Source organism: Microbulbifer halophilus, assembly GCF_026183675.1.
GTDB lineage: Bacteria > Pseudomonadota > Gammaproteobacteria > Pseudomonadales > Cellvibrionaceae > Microbulbifer > Microbulbifer halophilus.
The window spans coordinates 1-21178 of record NZ_JAPIVK010000025.1 but is presented as its reverse complement, the minus strand read 5'-3'; the positions used below and the strand labels follow the sequence as shown (position 1 = coordinate 21178).

The following is a 21178-nucleotide window of genomic DNA, read 5'->3' as shown; positions in this document are numbered from 1 at the left end:
ATATCCGAAACTCTGTGGCATCGTTGCGGCGGCCTTGTACGACCAACGCGGCCGAACCAACTGCACTGGCTGAAGCAACCATCAAACCACCATCTCTCTCTCGACATTGGCAGTAATATCCCAGGCCGCTTTCGTCGCGCCGGCGGGCTGGATGACTGCAAAGCGGATGTCCACGTGCCCCGGTTTTGGGCTTGTAATGAAGTACTCCGCCCCGGCCCCGATCGCGGCCTGCCCATTCCGGTCGGTCCGGAGTCGGACTTCTTTGACAGTGGGGTCGTCGGGCTTGCCCTTCTCCCCGAAATGCACACCTTGCGCCTCCGATCCTACGGAACGAACAATGACCTGGACCACCACATTGGGCACCGGAGTGGAACCGGCAAGAACTTTCAGGGGGAAGTAATGCGAGGGCTGACCGACATAGATGCCCATGGCTTCGCTCGCCTGGATCTTGTCCGGCAGGGGAACGATATGTCGTATTTTGAACGTCTTCTTTGCAGCGGCACCCAGTGTCTTTGGATAGACACTGACAGTCACATCTCCAGCTTTTTCGAGGGCGTAGAGGCCGGCCCTGGCGATGCCGTCGGAACCGGCCTGTGTGGTATATTCGGTCGCGCCGGCCTGGCCCTGCCTGAAAGCCGCGTGTTCCGCTCCCGCGTCAATTCTGAAAACCACCTCGGCATGAGCAGATCCGGCCCCTTCCACCTGGGCCTCGAGGTTCTTGAAATCTGTTCCAAAGGCGACTGTTTCCTCCTCGTCCTTTATCGGAGTAATGCCGGTAATGTTGGCAATATGGCGGTCGCCGATAACACCAATATAAACAGGGCCGGGATCCTTGTGACCAGCCCTGGCCGTGATTGTAATGGTATCGTCCTTGATGGCATCCGCTGCCGCTCTCAGCGTCGTTATATCAGCCTTTCCGTCCTTGCCCGTTTGAACTGTGATACTGTTTTTGTTGCCCTCGAACGAAGCCTTGCCTGACGGCTCTATGCTCAAAGTGACCTGTCTCTCGACAGGCCTTTCGGCGCCCATGGTGATAACTGTAAATGCATCAAACAACTCACCTGGAGCGGCCCTTCCAGTTTTCGGGACTGCCGTGATCGAGATTTCGCCAACCGTGCCGGTAAAAATGGTGACGGGCTCCTCGAAGCCGATCGTCGTGGCCTCGATGGTAAAGGTATCGCCTGCGGTGGCATCCATCGCCGCCCTTAGCATATTTACGATCACCGTTCCGTCCTTTCCCGTTGGAACCGTGATGCTGCTTTTATTTCCTTCGAACGAAGCCTTGCTTGAAGGTTCGATGCTCAGAGTCACATCTCTTCCCGCAAGAGGCTTTCCATCTCCCGTGACTGTGATCGAGAATTCATGAAACAATTCACCTGGAACAGCTTTTCCGGCTTTCGAGCTTGCCGTGATCGAGATTTCGCCGATAGTACCGGTGAAAATGGTTTCGACTTGCTTGGGTGAGAAACCGCGCGTCGTGGCCTTGACTGCAATCTCGCCTTTAGCAGCACCAGCCTTAACTTGCAGTGTCTTTACGACAGCTTTACCCGTGGTCGCGTCCGTTTTAACGGTGAGACAGCTCTGATTAGAGCTATCCCGGAAGAGGGCCTTGTCTGATGGCTCAACGGTCAGGGTAATGTGTCTCTCGACAGGCTTTTCGTTCTCCGTGACTGCAACCGTAAACTCGGGAAACAGTTCACCTTGAAGAGCTGCTCCAGCTTTAGGGCTTGTCGCGATCCGGACATTGCCGTTCCGGGCCGGCTTGATCTGATCGATTGGCGTTAGAGCCAAATAGCGATGATTGGGCTCCGCATCGGAAATCCAGATTTTATCCCAAATCACATCATAGGCGATCCCGCCCAAAGGGTGATTGTTCCTGCCAAGATCATACCTTTTGACGAAATCACCGGTATCTGTAAATTGAACTACTGTAGAAAATGTATTCCCACCACCATCCAGGTTAACCCAGAGATATCCCGCTGCGTCCACAATGATATCGGTTGGCCAATATCCCTTGTCAAAACTCGCAACTTTGCGCGGCTTCATTTCCTCAGGAGCTACGGTAGCTATGGTAATATCATCAATAACCCACAACTCTCTGCGTCGATACTCCGTAATCCACAAACGGCCGTCGCAAGTCGCAAGCCCGAAAGGCGAGCTACTTACAGGATTCTCAGGTGTGAGAGCTAATTCTGTGATCTCTTCCATTTGGTCCATGCAATGGAAACAGACTTTTCCCGTTCCGGCCTCCGTAAACCAGACTCCTTCTTCCACAACGGCTACCTGGATGATCTTTGAACCCGGACGAGATACTGTTAGTTCATCCAGAATTCCTAACGGGTTGGTATCAATGGCGACCAATCGTCCAGCCTCATCCGCCACCCAAATAAACTTCCTCCAATTATCCCAGGCGATGCCAGTCGGCCTGGATTTTTCGCCAAGGTCGAACGTCAGATTTTTTTCAGCAGATCCAAGATCTTCGGGATCGAGGCAATAAACATAGCCCGCACCATAATCGCTCACCCAAACGTAGCTGAGTGCGTTATCGTCATTTGTCTGCAACGCAATAGCTTGTGGATGCGATTCTTCGCGTCCCTCAGGGGTTTCAGGTAATGGCATTGACCCATAGCCACGACCATGCACGCGCTCACGATAAATTTCACCGTGGCGGATTTTCCGTCCGCGGGTGTTCGTGTAGGATATGGCACTTCTATTCAACAACCACAGGCAATCATGCTCAACGGCAATGGCGCCGGGAATATACCTATCCGGAAGTTCAAAAATCTTCACGTTATTGTCCATAAGTCAGTTCCCTTCGAGGGCCCAGTCGCGCGACAAACCCGATCTTGGCCGCGCGGATGGAGCGAAAGCATAATACGGGGCTGATTCTCCACCCTGCATCCCGGATCGTGCTTCGATGCCGGACAGGAATAAATTCCTGCCCGACATCGAATCTCCACCGGGCTACAAGCCAACTATCAAATCAGCCCCGGAGCGCTTCAACAAACAACCAACACGGCCGAACCAACTGCGCTATCTGGAGCAGCCATCAGACCACCATCTCTCTCTGAACATTGGCATTAATATCCAAGACCGCCTTCATCGAACGGGCGGGCTGGATGACCTCAAAGCGAACGTCCACGTGCCCCGGGTTTGGGCTTATGATGAAGTACTCGGCTCCGGCCCCGATCGCGGCATGCCCATTCCGGTCGGTCCGGATTTGGACTTCTTTCATAGTGGGATCGTCGGGCGCGCCCTTCTCACCGAAATGCACACCTTTCGCCTCCGAACCGACGGGACGAACAATGACCTGGACCACCACATTGGGCACCGGAGTCTTACCGGAATAAACTGTCAGGGGGAAGTGTTGCGAGGGCTGATCGACATAGATACCCATGCTCTGGCCCGCATCGATCCTATCCGGCCGGGGAACAATATGTCGTGCTTTGAACGTCTGCTTTGCACCGGCACCCAGTATCTTTGGATAGACACTGACAGTCACATCTCCAGCTTTTTCGAGGGCGTAGAGGCCGGCCCTGGCGATGCCGTCAGCGCCGGCCTTAGCGGTATATTCGACCGCCCCACTCTGGCCTTGCGTGAAAGCCGCGCAATCCGCTCCGGTGTCAATTCTGAAGACCACCTCGGCATGAGCAGATCCGGCCCCTTCCACCTGAGCCTCGAGATTCTTGAAATCTGTTCCATAGGCGACAGTTTCCTCCTGATCATGGAGCGGCTTGATGCCGGTTATCTCTTCGCCAACACGCCCCGTATAGATGCCGGCCGGCTTCTGAAGGCCGCGCGTTGTCGCCCGAACTTGAAACAGGGTGCCTATTGTTGCAGAGGCCGCTACTTTCGGCATTTTTTCTTTCAGCGCATCCTGCAAGACAATATTTCCCGACATATCGTCACTCTTTACGACGGCGTAGTTCTCCCCCCCGAACGAAGCCACGGATGGCGGGTCGATGGTCAGAATAAGATGTCTTTCGAGCGCCGTTTGATCATCGCGGTTCATAACTGAAACCTGCAACCTGGCAAGCGACTTATTGGGGGCAACAAATCCCTCAGGCGGAGTCCCCTTGAGATCGATCTGCCCGTTTTTTGCCACCTCTATTTGATCGATCGGCGTTAGACGAAGGGCCCTCTGGTTCTCTTTCTTCGTATCACAAATCCAGACCTGATCCTGATGAGCGTCGTAGGCGATACCGGTGGGCAAACTGCTTTCGAGATCATAGTCCCGAACAACAATCACGCCGGTATCGGTCAATTGACGCACCTTGCGGGCAGCCAGCATAGTGACCCAGAGGTAGCCGGCCGCATCGACCGCGACGCCGGTGGGTTCGGAGCCCTTGTCAAGGCTGGTCGCGGGGTTCAGCTTTGCTTTTGACATATCCTTGCGATTATCCACATACCACAAGCCACATTCGCTCAACCCCGCCACAACCCACACACGATCACCGGCAATGGCGAGCCCGGTGGGGTAACTGCTGGGCAGTTTGTTATCCCCGTCAACGATGAACATGCCGAAGGGAAATTCCTTGATTCTGTCTTTGTCAGCGGCTTTCTTTCCTCCATCGAGGAAGCAGATCTTGCCTTCCGAATAGGCCGTGAACCAGACCCCGTTATCCGCAACCGCCAAATGAGTCACGCCGGCAGCTTGAGGCGCTGCAACACTCGTGTCTATCGTTTTCTTGGCCGAATCGATTGCAAGAAGCCCTTTGTCTTCGTCTGCAACCCATACATGCGTGCCCTTTTCATTCCAGCCGATGTCACGCAATCTGGCGCCCTCACCAAAATCGATCTTCTCGGCCTTGTGGCCGTCCGCGTCTCCGGGCACCAGTCGATAGACGAATCCCGTGCTTTGATCGCTTACCCAAACCGCTGTTACCGCTCCGGCCTTTGTCTCGAGAGCGATATGCGCGGGCTGCGCAGCTCCGCGACCACCGCCAGTAGGCAATTTATAGGGAACGGGTTTGTCGGGAGCACCGGGCGCAATTGAATACACCACCCCTGCATCCCTGCCTGCAACCCACGCGACTCCGTCTGGTCCAATGGCTACGCCGCTGGTTCGCGTGTTCGTAGTTTTAACGGACTCTATGTTGTTTTCCATAGTCATAGCTCTCTCCTTCACATGGTTTACCTCGATGGTTTCGCCGTCCTGGAGGACTGGTTCACGCATCGAAGCGGGGTCAGGCGCTCCACCATCGGCGGAAGACGCCATCGGGAACAGTTACGCAACAGCTTGCGTAACCACTTTCTTCGGTTATCTCAGAATCGTTTTGATCGAATCCCGCTTTTAGAAGCCGTCATACCACCGCCTCCCGCTCAACGTTGGCGCTAAACTCCAAGCTCGCCTGAGTCGCGCTGACGGGCTCGATAACCTCGAAGCGGACGTTTACGTGCCCCGGATTCGGGCACAAAATAAACCACTCTGCTCCATCTCCGATCGAAGCCTGCCCATTCCCGTCGGTCCGGATGCGGACTTCCTTGAGATCGGGGTTGTCGAGCTTGCCCTTTTGCTTGAAATGCACACCCGCTGCCTCCGCAGCTACGGGGCGAATAAAAACCTGAACCACCACATTGGGTACAGGAATCCCGCCCGCGACAACTTTAATGGTGTACAGCTGTGAAGGCTCGCCCACGGGGATACGCATCGTCTTGTCTCCCTCGATCTTGTCAGGGATGGGCACGACGTGTCGGGGCTCGAATCTTGCGCTCAGGCGGTCACCCACCACCTTTGGACGGACGCTGACACTCACGTCGCCAGCCTGGTCGAGAGCATGCAGGCCGGCCCGCGCTATGCCGTCCTGACCGGCCTTGGTACTGTATTCGCTCGTCCCTTTGGCCTGCGTGAAAGCCGCGCTCCTAGCGCCCTTTTCAATTTTGAATATCACATCGGCGTTCGCTCCCCCGGGCCCAACCAGTTGCGCCTCCAGGTTCTGAAAATTTGTTCCAAGGGCGACGGTTTCCGGCTTGTCGTTTACCAGGCGGACTTCAGTAATCGGCTCGCCAACGAAACCTTCATAGACGAGGGGCTTGCCACTGGTGTTTCGCGGCGTGCCACGCGTCTCGGCGTGGACCGTAAACTTATCCCCCTTGGCCGCGCCGGCCGCCACTTTCAGAAGACTCTTTACGGTAGCCTGACCGGTGGCTTTGTCCGTTTTCACAACGGTGTAGTTCTTCCCCCCAAACGAGGCCGTTTCCACCGGATCGACATTCAGGATGACGTGTCTTTCGAGCGGTTTGCCGCGGTCGTCCGCGACTTTGACTGTCAACGCCTGGAGCGGCTGACCCTGGGCAACGAATCCCCACTCCGGCTGCCCCGAAATATGAACTTTCCCTTCTGAGGCAGGCAGGATTTGATCGATTGGTGTTAGACGAACGACCCGCGGGTTATCTTTCTGCGCATCGCAAATCCAGATTTGATCCTGAAGGCCATGAGTACAGGCAATGGCGGTCGGCACGCCCTGTTCACCGAGATCATATTGGTCGACATACAGGCCGGTATCTGCCAGTTGAACCAACTTATGCGTGCCGGACAGAGTGACCCAGAGATACCCGACCTCGTCGACTGCGATGTCGCTTGGTTGCGTGTTCTTGCCAAAATCCGTGACATGCTGCAGCGGTGTTATGGGATCGCTGGCTATTGTATCAATAGCCCATAAACTCCCCTCAGCCGAATCGGCAAACCCGGTGACGATCCATATACGATCACCGGCAACCGCAAGTCCAGAGGGATAGCTCGTGGGCAGTGTGTTACCAACTTCATCCTTAGTGGTTATCTTGAAGTCGAACGCCTTGATTCTGTCAGCGGCATCGGCCTTTTTGCTTGCGTCGAGGAAGCAGACCTGTCCGGCCGCATACTCGGTGAACCAGACTCTGTCTCCGGCAACCGCCACATCGGAAATTCCGGAGGAGGGATGAGACGCCGCAAGGCCTTTGTTTTCCGCTTTTTTCTCCGTATCGATCGCGAGCAAGCGCCCACGTTCGTCTGCAACCCAGACAAGTTTGCGCTTTTCGTCCCAGGCGATACCGCGCAATACGGAGCCTGCGCCGAGATCGATCTTATCGGCCTTGTGGCCGTCCGCGTCTCCGGGCACCAGTCGATAGACGAAGCCTGTGCGGACATCACTGACCCAGACCGCTGCGACACCTCCATCTTGCTTTATCTCGAGCGCGATATGGGATGGATGCTGGTGTCCGCGAGCCGGAGGGACGCCGGCAGGCAGTGTATAGGAGAGGGGCTTGCTGTCCTCACCAGGTGCAATGCAAAAAACCGCCCCGGCATCCCCGACCCGGCCCGCAACCCACGCGGTGCCATCGCGAGCAACGGCGACGCCATCGGGCCTTGCGCCCGCGGGCAGTTTGATATCCAGGGTGGGGACAGGCTTGACCTCTCGGTCCTGAAAGGTGACCGTCTTTACGGGAGAGGGATCAATGAGCGACCAGGCTTGTACCGTCACCGTTCCAGGGACGGCAAGGGCTTGCAGGTGCACCCCGGCGATACCGCTATCGTCTATCGATACGAGATACTCGTCCTTGTGAGTTTCGCCCTTGCTTTCTATAAAAAACGCACTGTAATTTCCCGCTGTAATCTTGAATTTTACCTTGGTACCGCCAATCCCGCTCCCCTCCACCTTGACTTGAAGCTTATTCGCAAACGCCTGCCCGGTGAAAACAGCCTCCCCCGTGTCAGCGATCTTCTGAATACCGCTAACCTTGGGGGCAGGTTTGACCTCTCGATCCTTGAAGGTAATGGGGTGCCCTGAAGGATTTAACCCGTTGGGCACATTGGCTTCCACTTTTACCGTTCCGGGAACGTCGAGGGCCTGCAGGTGAGCCTCGGCGATACCGTCATTGCCAACCTTCGCATAGTATATGTCCTTTTTAGTTTCGTTCTTTCTCTCTACGAAAAACGCGCTCCGATTTCCCGCTTCAATAGAGAAAATTACATCGCTTCCGACAATCGCACCAATCCCTTCAACCTTGACCCGAAGTTTATTCTGAAACAATTGTTCGACGACAACGGCCTCCTCCTTGTCATCGATCGCATAAAAACTGGTAGCCATGGGAGGAGCCTCGCCCTTAAATACGGGTACTGGCGTATCGAGACCACTCGTCTTAGCCATGACTTCAAAGCTATCGTGTAGGCGCAGGTTTGCCGCAGCTTTCAATCTCTCGATGACGATCTGACCGCTTGCGTTCGTTCTGACCTTGTTGATACTTTGGCCGTCTCTGAACCAGGCGTGTCCCTGAGGAACTACGGACAAAGTGACCTCTATTCCTTCCTTAACAGGCTTTCCATCCTTACTGACTGTGAGCGTAATCGGGCTGAAACATTCCCCTGGGGCCACAACTTGGTATTTCCTGTCTGAGGTGATAGAAATCGGGACTTCGCCAGTAGAGCCGGACTTCACCTTGTCTGTCATGGGCTGTCTCCCTTTATGGTGCTATGGCTCAACGGAGGGGCTAAGCTCTCATTACGGTGGGCGTAAGCCGCAGCTCCACCGGCTTCGAGCTGGCGGGCTGAGTGATATCAAAATGCACATTCACACGCCCGGGCGTTGGGCTTAGAACATACCACTCCGCTCCATCTCCGATTGAGGCCTCTCCCTGCTCGTTGGTTTGAATGAGAACCTCCAGTCGATTGACGTCGCTCTCGCCCTTTCTTGCGAAATGCACGCCCGTCGCCCCCGGACTTACCTTGACGATACGCACCCGAACCTCCGCGTTCGGCACCGGAACCCCATGGCCTTGATAATTGCCGGTTACCTTGATGGTGTACAGTTCGGATTCTTCGCCGGCAGCTATGACCATTTCCCCGCTTGTCGAAACCATCGTATCCGGAACAGGCACGACTCTCCGCTCTGCGAACTTTTTTACCATTGACTCGTGAGTGGCGGGATAGGCTGCGACCACAACCTTTCCGGGGATATTGCGGGCTTTCAGAACGGCGCCGGCGATTGCGGTGTTCTTATCGGCAGTCGCGGTATGTTCGCTACCACCTTGCTCGTTTTCTTTGAAGACCGCCTTGTCGCTTCCGTCTATAATCTTGAAAACCACCTTGGCGCCGGGGGCCCCAGGCCCTTCCAGCTTGACCTGAAGAGGCCTGTGGAAGTCCGCCCCAAACACGGCAACCTCCGTCTCGTCCTTTATCGTGGTAATCCCGGTGATGGCTTTCTCAACGACATGGCGTTCGCCAATAACGCCGGTGTAGACGGGGACGGGATCCTTCAGGCCTCTCGTCGTCGCTTTGATTTCAAAGGTATCGTCTTTGGCAGTATCTGTTGCCGCCCGTAGTGCCTTTACGACCGCTGTTCCATCCGCGCCCGTCTTAACGGTAATACTGCTTTTATTTCCTTCAAACGTAGCCTTGTTTGACGGTTCGATAGTCAGAGTAACGTCTCTCGCTACTAAAGACTTTCCGCCTCCCGCAACTGTAACCGTAAATTCTCCAAACAGCTCACCTGGAGCAGCCGTTCCGGTTTTTCTGCTTGCCGTAATCGAGATTCCAGCGATAGTTCCGGTGAAAATAGGTTGGGCTTGCGCGGGTATGAAGCCCCGTGTCGTGGCCTTGATGGTAAACTGGTCGCCTTTTTCTGCACCGGCCCTCGCTTGTAGGGTCCTTACGGCAACGTCACCCGCTCCTGGGTCCGTTTTTACAATGATATATTTCTGATCATCCTCGTCCGGGCTATTCTGGAAGAAGGCCTTGTCTGATGACTCGATGAACAGAGTAATGTGTCGCTCGACCGGCCGATCGTTTTCTATGACCGCAACCGCGAACTCAGAAAACAGTTCACCTGCAGCAGCCGTTCCAGATTCAGTACTTGCGGCAATCGTGATCACGTCCTCTGCAGCGGGCTCAATTCGATCGATTGGCGTTAGAACTAAGACGCGACTACTGGGCGACGCATCAGAAATCCAAATTCGATCCATATTAGCATCGAAAGCGATCCCTCCCAGAGGATGATGACTCTCTCCAAGATCGTATTTATCGACGAATTGGCCTGCACTTGTGAGCTGAAGCGCAAAGATTTTTCCCTCATCACTCAAAAGGTTGATCCAGAAATATCCAACTGCGTCCACCACAAAATCGGTCGGATGACCTTTCGAACCAAAACTCGTGACTCGGTGCAACAGAGAAGGATCTTCGCGAATAAGATCGGGATCCGTGACATCATCAATGATCCACAACTCTCCCCGTTTATATTCCGTAATCCACAAACGGTCGCCGTCAACTGCAAGCCCAAGAGGTGAGCTATTTTTGGGATTATCAGGCGTGAGAACAATTTCTACGACCTCGTCAATAGCAGTTTGGTCTTTGTTGTTGCCTGTATATATAGGCAAGACGCAGACTTTGCCCGTTCCAGCTTCCGTAAACCAGATCCCCGCCTCCGTAACGGCCACCTGGGTGATTCGTGCATTCGGGCGAGATTGTGTCAACTCCTGATCTTCCGCGCTTGTTTCGGGGTCAACGGCGACCAGCTGCCCAGCTTCGTCCGCCACCCAAATAAGTTTTCTCCATTGATCCCAGGCGATACCAATTGGTTTGGATTTCTCGCCAAGATCGACGGTATCCAGGGTAGTAGTTTTTGGGTCGAGGCGATAAACATAGCCCGCACCGTAGTCGCTAACCCAAACCGCTTCGAGCGCGTTATCGTCATTTATCTCGAGCGCGACATTTCTCAACCTCGGATCATTGCGACCCCGCGGGACTCCGGCCAATCGATATGGGTAGACTTGGGATTGACCCGGCGGCACCTGTAAGAGCCGGCCGGCGCGAAATTTGTGCTCCGGTTGGTCATTCCCTGTGCTTTTTAGGTAGACTTCGGATGCCCCGTCTGCGATCCACGCGGTGCCATCAGGAGCAATAGCGATGCCCTGGGGAATTGATGCCTCAGGAACTGTTCCATGGAGAAACTCAATAGCCTCCAACTTATCGCCAGTCGCGCTATTTTTGGAAAGACTCAACGTGTACCCAAGATAAACGAATTTACCGCCGGCGCCCTCGTTTGTGTTTTGGTCAATTATACAAAAGCCAGAGAGACCAGCCTTTGCCTGTTCGGCCGTGACACCTTCACCGCCTTTAAGGTCAGTGATTCTAGGGCCATCATGAGTAATTTTGTAACATAGATATATGGGCGTCCCTTTGGTCCCTTCGTTCAGATTCTTGGATATTTTTTGCCACCCCTCCGGTGTGGGCGCGTCGCCTATAATCATCTGAAGCCCGCTCACGCCCGGGCCGGTGGTTCCCAAAAGATAATAAATGCAAATCGTTACGCCGGTGTAGACGCCCGTATTGAAGTCTTGGAACCACTGGCCTTTGTTGTCCCGTACGACATGCCAATCATCTCTGGTGGGAAACCCCTCAGTAGGCTTGTGATAAGGGGGAATCACGCCCACCGCCACTTCGGTGACGTAAGAGGGTGCGTCGTCGCCAAGCGCATATCCTAGATAGACGATCTTACCGCCAGCGCCCTGGTTTGTGTCTTGGCCAATCATATGAAAGTCAGAGAGGCTGGCCTTTACTTCTGTAACCGTTTCATTACTTTTGCCGGCTTTAAGGTCAGTGATTCTGGGAGCTTTAAGGCTGGTGATTTCAGAGACGTCTGTAGCACGTTGATAGCATAGATATATGGGCTCCCCCTTGGTTCCTTCGTTTAGATTCTGGGGTATTATTTGCCACCCCTCCGGTGTGGGCGTGTGCTCACCTATAATCATACGGAGCCCCGTCAGCCCCGAACTGCTGTTTTCCCAACGGTAATAAATGTAAATGTATTTGCCGTGATTGCCCGCGTTAAAGTTTTGAGCACCAGCAGCGTTCCTTACGACCCACCAGCCACTTCCGGGATGCGCGCTCTGCCAGTCTGATGTATCAAGCCCAACGACCTTGATTTCGGTGACATAAGACATGCTTACTCACCCTCCGGGGCATCGACAGGGATTGATCGCGCCGGCTGAGAAATAGCTTTCAGGTTGTCGTCCATGAACCTGCGCCTTCGATACTGGTTTGGTCGTTGGGCGTATGCAGACGTTGAATTTCAGTCGCATACGTAGCTTCTGCCACTCGGTGAGTCGCCCGTCACGATAGCATTGCGATGGGAGTAAGCTGATCAGCGGGGAGCCGGAATCAAGACCAGAATATGGAATTCTTATCTTATTTTTGGCTTCGGGTCCGCGCTTTGAGAGATCGCGAAAACCTGTCGTCCCCAAGATCGTCCGGCACCACGGAGGAGATCGGATCACCACCGCGACAGCTTGTTTCCCGAATGACTCCAAGCTACCACAGTCCGGAGTCGCTGTGACCGTAAAACTTTACGTAGGGTAATAATCCACGCCATACGGATTGCAAAGTTTGCGGAAAGCCACAGTGTTTTGCGGACTTCGTGCGATCGAGCCATCGAGGGGGGGGGCGAATGCTTCGTGGAGATTATCCTGGCAAAAACTGCCGGGCTCTCGCTGTCTATCGGAATAACGATCGTATGGGTGGATGCAGGTCTCGATCTGGTACCGTCTTGCTGGCCCAGAGTTGCCGTGTTCCCGGTTGGCAGGTGGGAAGCTGAGCTGCCGTGGCTACCGGCTTGTACCTTTGCGCGCCATACGCGCTATCGCCGTTGCATCGACCGCCAGCGGGTGAACGCTGGGACAGGGTTTTTTGCAGCGTATCGAATCGCTTGCACAGTTTTTCCCTGAAGATGGCCGCCACCTGGTCCGGAAGTGACTTGTTGAAAAGCGGTGCGGCCCCGCGTGGAGTTCGCTGGTAATAAAGTTCAACCATTCCTGCAGCCGCACCCGCTGCCAGCTGGCGGGCGGCGGTGCCAGCCCCTTTTCCGGTTTGAGGTCGGCGAGGTACTGCACGATTGCGGGGCCCTCCGTCAGCATCTCGCCGTTTTCCAGTTCCAGTGCCGCGACATACCCCTTGGGGTTGATGCTGCGGAAACCCCACCCGGCGGCTCAGCCGAGCCGGTGGGGCTCAGCGGCGCGGTGCTGCCACCACTGCTCCCGGGCGATCCGCCACTCCACCTGCCGCCAGCCCTTCGCCGCCATCCAGTACGGGCCCGCCCGCACCACTGCCATCGCGCCGAAGGAGTCCGCCAGGCGGGCGATACGGGCGCTATCACTCACTGTGCCGCCGTAGATTTCCCGCAGCCCCATTTCGGAAAAGCCGAAATCCACCAGTGCCAGCATGACCTCGAGGGCGTAGCGGTAGCGCCCCCAGTATTCCGACGCCAGCTCGATGCCCAACTCCGCCCGCCCGGGTCCCGCACCGGCACAGCGCAGGCCGCAGCAACCCACCAGTGTCTGCGCGGCAGCGCGCCGCACGATTGCCAGCTGGTAATTGAGCCTCGGCTCCTCCCGGGCCCAGCGACCGAAAAGTTCGAGCAGCTCCCGTGCATGCTCCGGCCGCGATTGTTCGTCGCCGTAGAATTCGATAGAGCGGGGGGCCGCGTGGTAGGCCTCAAAGGCAGGGGTATCCCGCGGCTCGAAGTCGCGGAGCAAGAATCTTCTGGTGACGACTTCCATTTTTTGTTTCCTGCCTGGTAACTACTCTCCCCCAAGGGGAAGAGGAAATTGTTGAACCGGGTTGTCATGGAAAGTGCTTTGGGGTCAGTCCCCCGGATGCCGCGGTTTTCTCGCCGCTCTCTTTTCCAGACCCAGCGCCGTAAAGTAATCGTGTGCAGCGCGATTGACACGTTTCGCCAGCAGCAGTGTCGATAGCATCGTGGGTATCGCCATCATGGCGTACATACCAATCACCAGGCTGTTGACCATAGTGAGTGACGCCACGGCGCCGAAAATAATCAGCAGGATATAGACCGGTGTGTAAAAACGCTGGGCGCCGGTGCCGAAAAGAAAGCTGACGCACTTCACACCGTAGTACCAGAAAGTGACGATGGTACTGAACGCCAGCGGCGCCACCATAACCAGCAGAAACAGTGGTCCCCAGTGGCCAAACACCCGGGAGAAGGCTTCGGAAGTGAGGGATACCCCCTCGATGCCCTCGCCGTGCTGCCAGGCGCCGGTAATCAGGATGACCAGTGCGGTGCAGGTGCAGACGACGAGGGTATCGACAATGGGGCCCACCATGGCCACCACCCCTTCGCGAATCGGCTCGGTGGTTTTGGCGGCGCCGTGAGCGAGAGACTCTGTGCCGATACCCGCTTCGTTGGAGAAGGCCCCGCGGCTGACACCGATACTGATCACCGTCCCCAGAGCGCCGCCGGCCACCGACTGGCCACTGAAGGCGTCGGTAAAGATCAACGCGAAGGCCGCCGGCAACTCGCGCCAGAAATAGCCCAGCACGACCAGGGTCAACCCCAGGTAGAAAACCACCATCGAGGGGACGATGCGCACCGCCAGCCGCCCGATACGCTGAATGCGCCCGACGATCACTACCAGCGTGAGCACTGCCAGCAACAGCCCCACGCCCAGGTTGAACCAGAACGATCCGTCCTCGCGCACCCAGCCCAGGGGCAGGGCAAAGGACTCACGCAGCAACTGTACCGTCTGATTGGCCTGGAACACCGGCAGCAGGCCGCAGAGCCCGGCGACCGCGAAAAAAATCGCCAACGGCATCCAGCGTCGGCCCAGGCCCTCGCGAATCACGTACATGGGGCCGCCCTGTATCTCGCCACTGGAATCCGGTCCGCGATACATGACCGCCAGCGACGCGGTGTAGAACTTGGTGGTGACCCCCACCAACGCGGTTACCCACATCCAGAAAATGGCGCCGGGGCCGCCGGTGCTGATGGCAATGGCCACACCGGAAATATTGCCCAGCCCCAGAGTACCCGAAAGCGCCGTGGAGAGCGCCTGCCGGTGCGGCACCTGCCCCGGATCGTCGGCGTTATCGTAGACCCCGCGCAACAGGTCGATACTGTGCCCCAGGTGGCGATATGGTCGGCCGCGGGAATAGATCAGCAGAGCCAGGCCCCCACCTACCAACAGTACCAGTAGCGGCGTCCCCCAGGCATAGGTCGCGAAAGTGTTGAGTGCGGTTTCGATGGTCTCCAGCAACGGCATATTGTGACTCGATTTTGATCCACAGTTTTACGCAATCTATCAGGCCACGCGGCGTTTGCATTGGCGACTCGCGACCGTGCCCGCAGTCAGCAACGGGCCGGCCGCAAGCCGCCGACCCGCGACCGAGCACACTACACTGGCCGAAACCGATAGTGGTTTAGCGTGACAGAGGGCGGACTATCAGCGGGAGTGCAGTCATGACTCAACACATTTTCGTAATCGGCCTGGATGAGTTCAACCTCCAAGAATTGCGGACGGTCCGAAACGCCGACGAATACGAATTCCACGGCCTGGTGGGCTACGACACCCTGGTGCTGCCCGACACCTACGACATGGATGCGATCATGGCCGAAGCCCGCGCCGTCCTGAACGCGGCGCCGGCGGTCGATGCCATCATCGGCCACTGGGATTTTCCCACCACCTCCATGCTGCCGATCCTGCGGCGTGAGTACGGCCTCCCCACGAGCTCACTGGAGAGCGTACTCTATTGTGAAAACAAGTACTGGAACCGCGTCGCCGGCCGGCAGGCACTGCCGGAATGCACGCCGGAATTCCAGGGGCTGGATCCGTTCAGCGACGACCCGGTGGGGGACCTGAAAATGGAGTATCCCTTCTGGCTCAAGCCGGCCGTCTCCTTCTCTTCCTATCTGGGCTTCAAGATAGAAAATGAATCGCAGTACCGCGAGGCGATGGCCACCATCCGCGACAACATCCAGGTTTTCTCGGAGCCTTTCGACAACATCATGCAGTACAGCTGCAACCCCGCCGCACTGCCCGATTCCGGCAACGGCGCCACCTGTGTGGCGGAGGCACTGATCGGCGGGCACCTGTGTACCCTGGAAGGGTATGTCCACCGTGGAGAGACGCACGTCTACGCGATCATCGATTCCCTGCGCAGCTCCAACAATGTGAGCTTTTTCAGCTACCAGTATCCGTCCCACCTGCCGGAGGGTATCAAGGAACGCATGTGCCGGAACGCCGCCACCATCCTCGAGCACATCGGCCTGGACAATTCGCCTTTCAATATGGAGATATTCTGGGACGAGGCGCAAGACAAACTGTGGCTGCTGGAAATCAACCCGCGCATTTCCAAATCCCACTGCCCGATATTCGAGATTGCCACCGGCACCTCCCACCACGAGGTGGCCATCGACATCGCTCTGGGCAAGCGCCCCGACTTTCCCCGCCCCGAGGGACACTACCCCATGGCCGGCAAGTTCATGCCCCGGGTCTTCGGCGACACTCGCGTAACGCGGGTGCCCTCGGCCAACGAGATCGAGGCACTGTACCGCCGGTATCCGGACCTGCGTCTATCCATCGCCGTGGAGGAGGGCATGATGCTGTCGGAACTGCGGGCCCAGGACAGCTACAGCTACGAGATCGGCGACGTTTTCATCGGTGCCGAAAACGAAACGGCCCTGCACGAAAAGTTCAGGCATATTATGGCGACGCTCGATTTCCGCTTCGCCGACGTCCTGCCCACCAACTACGGCAGCCTCGACGATATGCCCCATTTCCCGCCGCCGGAAATGCCGCTGCAGGCCCACGGCTGACCGGCGTGGCAATACGCGGCGGGGAATCGTTTCAGGCGGCCACCGGCGCCATGGGTTCCGCGCGCTTCTCTACCGCTCGCCCGGCAGAGAACACCAGCAGGCCACCGATGGCCAACAGCGTCCCTACGGGCCCGGTGACCGACCAAGCGAACCCCGCCTTGACCGCCACGCCCGCCAGCCAGGCGCCCAGCGCATTGGCCAGGTTGAAGGCGGCGTGGTTCAGGGACGCCGCCATGGTCTGGCCGCCCTCCGCCACATCCATCAGCCGCGTCTGCAGTGCCGGCCCCAGCGCCATGCTGGAGCCCACCAGGCCGACAAACAGGATGCCCGGCCAGACGTAATCCGCGGCGAAATAGAAGCCGCCCTGCACCAGCGCGCACCAGACCAGCACCAGCGGAATCGCGCGCAGCAGATTCCAATCCGCCGCCCGCGCGCCCAGCAGGTTCCCGGCGATGGCGCCCACACCGAAGACCGCCAGCACCACCGGCCCCAGAGAATCGGCCATACCCGCCTGTTCGGTGAGCGTCGGCATTACATAGCTGAATACGGAGAACATGCCGCCGAAGCCGATACTGGCAATGCCCAGCGTAAACAGCACCCGATGCTTCGCCAATGCCGACAGCTCCCGCGCCGGACTGGCATCGGGGTCGGAGGGCTGCACCGGCACGAAGCGCCAGACCATCAGCGCCGTCAACAGGGCGATGACACCGACGGCGATGAACGCCAGTTGCCAGCCAAACAGGTTGCCGGCCCAGGTGGCCAGCGGCGCGCCAACCAGGATCGCCCCGGTGAGCCCCAGCATCACCCGCGCCACGGCACGCGCCCGCTCACCGGGCGGCACCGCCGCCGCGGCCACCAGCGCGGACACGCCGAAATAGGCCCCGTGTGGCAGGCCAGCGAGGAAACGCAGCCCGACGAAAGACCAGAACCCCGGTGCAAAAGCGCTGGCGATATTGCCCACTGCAAACACCAGCATCAGCCCGATCAGCAGTGCCCGCCGCGGCGCGCGCGCCGCCAGCACGGCGATGATCGGCGCACCCACCACCACGCCCAGGGCGTAGCTGCTGATGGCATAGCCCACGTCCGGAGCGGAGACATTCAGGTCCGTCGCGATCCGGTTCATCAGGCCCATGATCACGAACTCGGTAGTACCGATACCAAAGCCACCCAGGGCCAGGGCGAATTCCGCCAGGCGGGAACGAGAAGGGACAGCTACCTGCGCCTCGGCAGCAGCGGCGGACGGGGACGACATCGGGGGAACTCCTTACATCGGATATACAGCGGACGGGAGGGCGCGCATGGTAACGCTAACCGACTGCCCGAGCCATCCCCCGCGCCCACTGAAACCTTTTGGTCATAAAAACTTAACCGGCGCGAATCGATGGTGGCAATAAAAATGCCATGAACGATCGGTACCTTCGCGCCCCGCTTCCACACGCTATTTCGGGGAGCCGACAGAGGAAGCAAAAAGGGAAGTTCCACTTCTTGGTAAAGCGCAGGGAAGGCGGCCCGGAGGATCAGTAATTGGGTAACCTTAGAATGCAGATAATCACAAAGTTCCACAAAGATAGACTTGGCCTGGCAATCGGCAAGATTCTCTCCGGCACATTGCTGGCCGCGGCGAGCACCGGCGCCTTCGCCCAGGGCAGCCCTGTGGCGGAAGAGGAACTCGTCGAGGAAATCGTTGTTACCGGCAGCTATGCGCGCAGCCTGGAAAGGGCCGTGGACATAAAGCGCGACTCCATCGGTTTTTCCGACGCGATCGTGGCCACGGATATCGCGGACTTCCCCGAGCAGAACCTGGCGGAAGCCCTGCAGCGCATGCCCGGTGTCACCATCGAGCGCAACAAGGGCCTTGGTACCAAGGTCAATGTGCGCAGCCTGCCGAGCGAATTCACCCACACCACCATCAACGGCCTCGCAACCGCATCCGGCAGCGGCGGTCGGGATGTGGAATTCGATATCTTCGCCTCGGAGATCATCCAGACCGTTACGGTCAAGAAATCCCCCACTGCCGCCGATGAAGAGGGCGGCATTGCCGGGACCGTAGAGATCGACACCGCGCGCCCGTTCGACTACGACGAGCGCCAGTTGGTGGTATCGACGGAAGGCGCCTACAACTCCATCTCCGAAGAAACCGATCCCCAGTACTCTTTCCTGGCCAGCGACACCTTCGGCGACTGGGGTGCGCTGGTTTCTTTTTCCAGTTCGGAGCGTACCAACAGAACCGACTCCAATTCCGGCGTGGACTTCCGCCCGTCCAGCCGCTGGCTGGAAAAGACCGGCTCTTCCGAATGGCAGGCGGAGCAGACCGAGGCTGTACTGGAGCGGGATGCGGGAATCGCCATCGACGACCGTTTCGATACCGACCAGACCAACCGCGTGGTCTTCATGAACAAGGTCGGCGACCGCGCCTACCTGAACAGCCAGGAAAAGTGGGGTGCCACCGCAGCCCTGCAGTACCAGCCGAGCGACGAGCTGAGCCTGACCTTCGACGCAATGCTGGGCAGCTACGACAACACCGAGGACGAATACGACGCGGCCGCCTACTCGGCCTCCAGCATCAGCGCACTGGAAGAGATTCACGAATACGACGACACCACCCTGTCCCGGTACGGTGTCACGGTACTGACCGACGCCTCCTACGCGGCCACCCAGCACGAATTCCTGAGCAAGGAACACGTCTACGAAACCGATTACACCCAGTACAGCCTGGACATGGAATGGACCCCGGGCGACTGGCTGATCGACGGCCTGGTGGGTTACTCCGGTGCGGAAAAGCTGATCGACAGCAGCAACCTGAAACACGTGGCCTATGCGCCCTCGCGCACCCGCTACACCAACACCGGTGGCGAGACCATTCCCAGCGACAGCCCCGACACCATCGACATGTACAACTCGCCGGATTCCTACCTGTTCGAATCCTACGAGGTGAACCTGGAAGATATCCAGGATGACAAGTACGCGGCGCAGCTGGATGTCATCAAGCCGCTGCAACTGGACTTCATGCCCTCGCTGGCACAGGTGCAGTTCGGTATGCGCTACACCGACAAGTCCAAGGAGCGCAATCGCGGCACCAATACCGTCACCGGCCCCACCGCCGACGACAGCTCCTGGGCCGGCGAGCGCACCCTGGCCGACAGCGAACTGACACCCGTCTCGCAACTGGTACCGGGTGGCCGCTACCTGTCGGAATCCTCCAACGCCCCCCGGTGGTCCCAGGTTTCCAACGGCTACGCCCGCGACACCTTCCGATACGATGGTTTCGACGTGGCCTTTGCCGACGACCAGTACTATCGCGTCGATGAAGAGGTGCTGAGCCTCTACGCCATGGCGGACTTCGAGTTCGAGCTGGGGCAGGTACCGGTAGACCTGAATGTGGGCGTGCGCAACGTGGACACTTCAGTGCTTTCGTTCGGCTACCACCAGGTACAGAACGAGGACGGGTCCACAGGCTATACATCTTCGCCCGTGTCCAAGAAAGGCAGCTACAAAGAGCTGCTGCCGAGCTTCAACCTGACAGCCGGGCTGGCCGATAACCTGCAGTTCCGCGCAGCGGCCTCGGAAACCATGATGCGCCCGGCACTGACCGATATCGCCTACAAGCGCACCGTCAGTGTCAACGAGTTCAAGTACTACGACGGCAACCCGGACCTGGAGCCCACCTACGCCGAACAGTGGGAGATGGGCCTCGAGTGGTACCCGGAAAACGGCGGCCTGTTGGCGGCCTCCTATTTCGAGAAGACAATCGAGGGCGTGGTGCGCGAATCCCTGACCGGCGTGGTCGAGGACGTGACCAAGTACAACGCCAACGGCACCGTCGACGGCGTCTACGACTTCGATATCTACCAGAAAATAAACGGCGAGGGCGACTACGATGTGTCCGGCCTGGAGCTGATCGCCCAGTATCCCCTCGGTGCGCTCTACGCAGCGCTGGACGGTTTCGGTATCAACGCCAACTACACCATGCTGGACAACTCCCTGACCGGGGAATCCGACCTGGATATTCCCACACCGCCGGAAGGACTCGCGGACAAGACCTATAACTTCACCGTCTTCTATGAGAACGACATCTTCGATGCCCGCGTCTCCTACAACTACAAGGACAAGTATGTGGAGCGCATCGAACGGGACATGTATCCCGTGTATCGCGATGCCTACGGCCAGGTGGATATGTCCCTCGGCTACCGGATTACGGACAATATAAAAATGACCCTGGAAGGTATCAATGTGACCGACGAGGAAACCACGGGCTACACCGTACACCCGGACTTCCCGACCATGTACGAGTTCTCCGGTCGGCGCATGGCCCTGGGTGTAAGAGCCACTTTTTGAACTTTTCATTTGCGCTGTGGGTGCCATCCGGAACGGGTGGCACCCTTTTTTAATCAAGTTTCGGGGTTTAGTTCAGGGATCTGGAGGCACCACGAACTCCGAAACTTGTGCTTCTATTTCCTGCAGAGTTGCCCGCCATCACCATGAAATACAGAATTCCCGCCCTCCTCTGCCTCGCCCTGATGCCCCTTTTCGTTGCGGCGGCGGAGCAGGATTCCCCGGTTATTAACCCGGCATTCAAATAGGCATCATGCGGCATATCGAAT

Annotated in this window: 10 protein-coding genes; 2 read left to right on the top strand and 8 right to left on the bottom strand. The window is 57.6% G+C overall.

All coding sequences use genetic code 11. From position 1 onward, the window contains the following. Window positions 1–81: 81 nt before the first annotated feature. The 6 genes from OQE62_RS13540 to OQE62_RS13515 all read right to left on the bottom strand — a co-directional run bounded on the left by OQE62_RS13540 (window position 82) and on the right by OQE62_RS13515 (window position 15024). Entirely contained in the window at window positions 82–2802 is a 2721-nt protein-coding gene (locus OQE62_RS13540; protein WP_265722575.1) for an NHL repeat-containing protein, read from the bottom strand. 247 nt (window positions 2803–3049) lie between these two features. Further along, the gene (locus tag OQE62_RS13535) at window positions 3050–5113 is read right to left on the bottom strand and encodes an NHL repeat-containing protein (RefSeq protein ID WP_265722574.1); all 2064 of its coding nucleotides are present in this window, start codon (window positions 5111–5113) and stop codon (window positions 3050–3052) included. A gap of 190 nt (window positions 5114–5303) precedes the next feature. Then, window positions 5304–8426 carry an SMP-30/gluconolactonase/LRE family protein gene (locus tag OQE62_RS13530; RefSeq protein WP_265722573.1) on the bottom strand — a complete coding sequence of 1041 codons (3123 nt, stop codon included), beginning with the start codon at window positions 8424–8426 and terminating at the stop codon, window positions 5304–5306. Window positions 8427–8466: 40 nt separating this feature from the next. Beyond that, window positions 8467–11913 (bottom strand): Vgb family protein, encoded by a 3447-nt coding sequence (locus OQE62_RS13525; protein ID WP_265722572.1) that lies wholly within the window; start codon window positions 11911–11913, stop codon window positions 8467–8469. Between the two features lie 1041 nt (window positions 11914–12954). Next, window positions 12955–13524, bottom strand: coding sequence for a GNAT family N-acetyltransferase (locus tag OQE62_RS13520; protein ID WP_265722571.1), 570 nt, complete (start codon window positions 13522–13524; stop codon window positions 12955–12957). 84 nt (window positions 13525–13608) lie between these two features. Continuing rightward, window positions 13609–15024, bottom strand: a complete 1416-nt coding sequence (locus OQE62_RS13515; protein ID WP_265722570.1) for an alanine/glycine:cation symporter family protein — start codon at window positions 15022–15024, stop codon at window positions 13609–13611. 197 nt (window positions 15025–15221) lie between these two features. Here OQE62_RS13515 and OQE62_RS13510 point away from each other — a divergent pair, with 197 nt between their 5' ends. Continuing rightward, window positions 15222–16577 carry an ATP-grasp domain-containing protein gene (locus OQE62_RS13510; RefSeq protein WP_265722569.1) on the top strand — a complete coding sequence of 452 codons (1356 nt, stop codon included), beginning with the start codon at window positions 15222–15224 and terminating at the stop codon, window positions 16575–16577. Window positions 16578–16608: 31 nt separating this feature from the next. Here OQE62_RS13510 and OQE62_RS13505 read toward each other — a convergent pair whose 3' ends face one another. Further along, window positions 16609–17829 carry an MFS transporter gene (locus OQE62_RS13505; RefSeq protein ID WP_265722568.1) on the bottom strand — a complete coding sequence of 407 codons (1221 nt, stop codon included), beginning with the start codon at window positions 17827–17829 and terminating at the stop codon, window positions 16609–16611. Between the two features lie 287 nt (window positions 17830–18116). Between OQE62_RS13505 and OQE62_RS13500 the strand changes: the two genes are divergently transcribed. Next, the gene (locus OQE62_RS13500; RefSeq protein WP_265722567.1) at window positions 18117–20912 is read left to right on the top strand and encodes a TonB-dependent receptor; all 2796 of its coding nucleotides are present in this window, start codon (window positions 18117–18119) and stop codon (window positions 20910–20912) included. A 67-nt stretch (window positions 20913–20979) separates the two neighbouring features. Here the strand turns inward: OQE62_RS13500 and OQE62_RS13495 are convergent. Next, on the bottom strand, window positions 20980–21178 hold a 199-nt coding region (locus OQE62_RS13495; RefSeq protein ID WP_265722566.1), incomplete at its 5' end, for a hypothetical protein.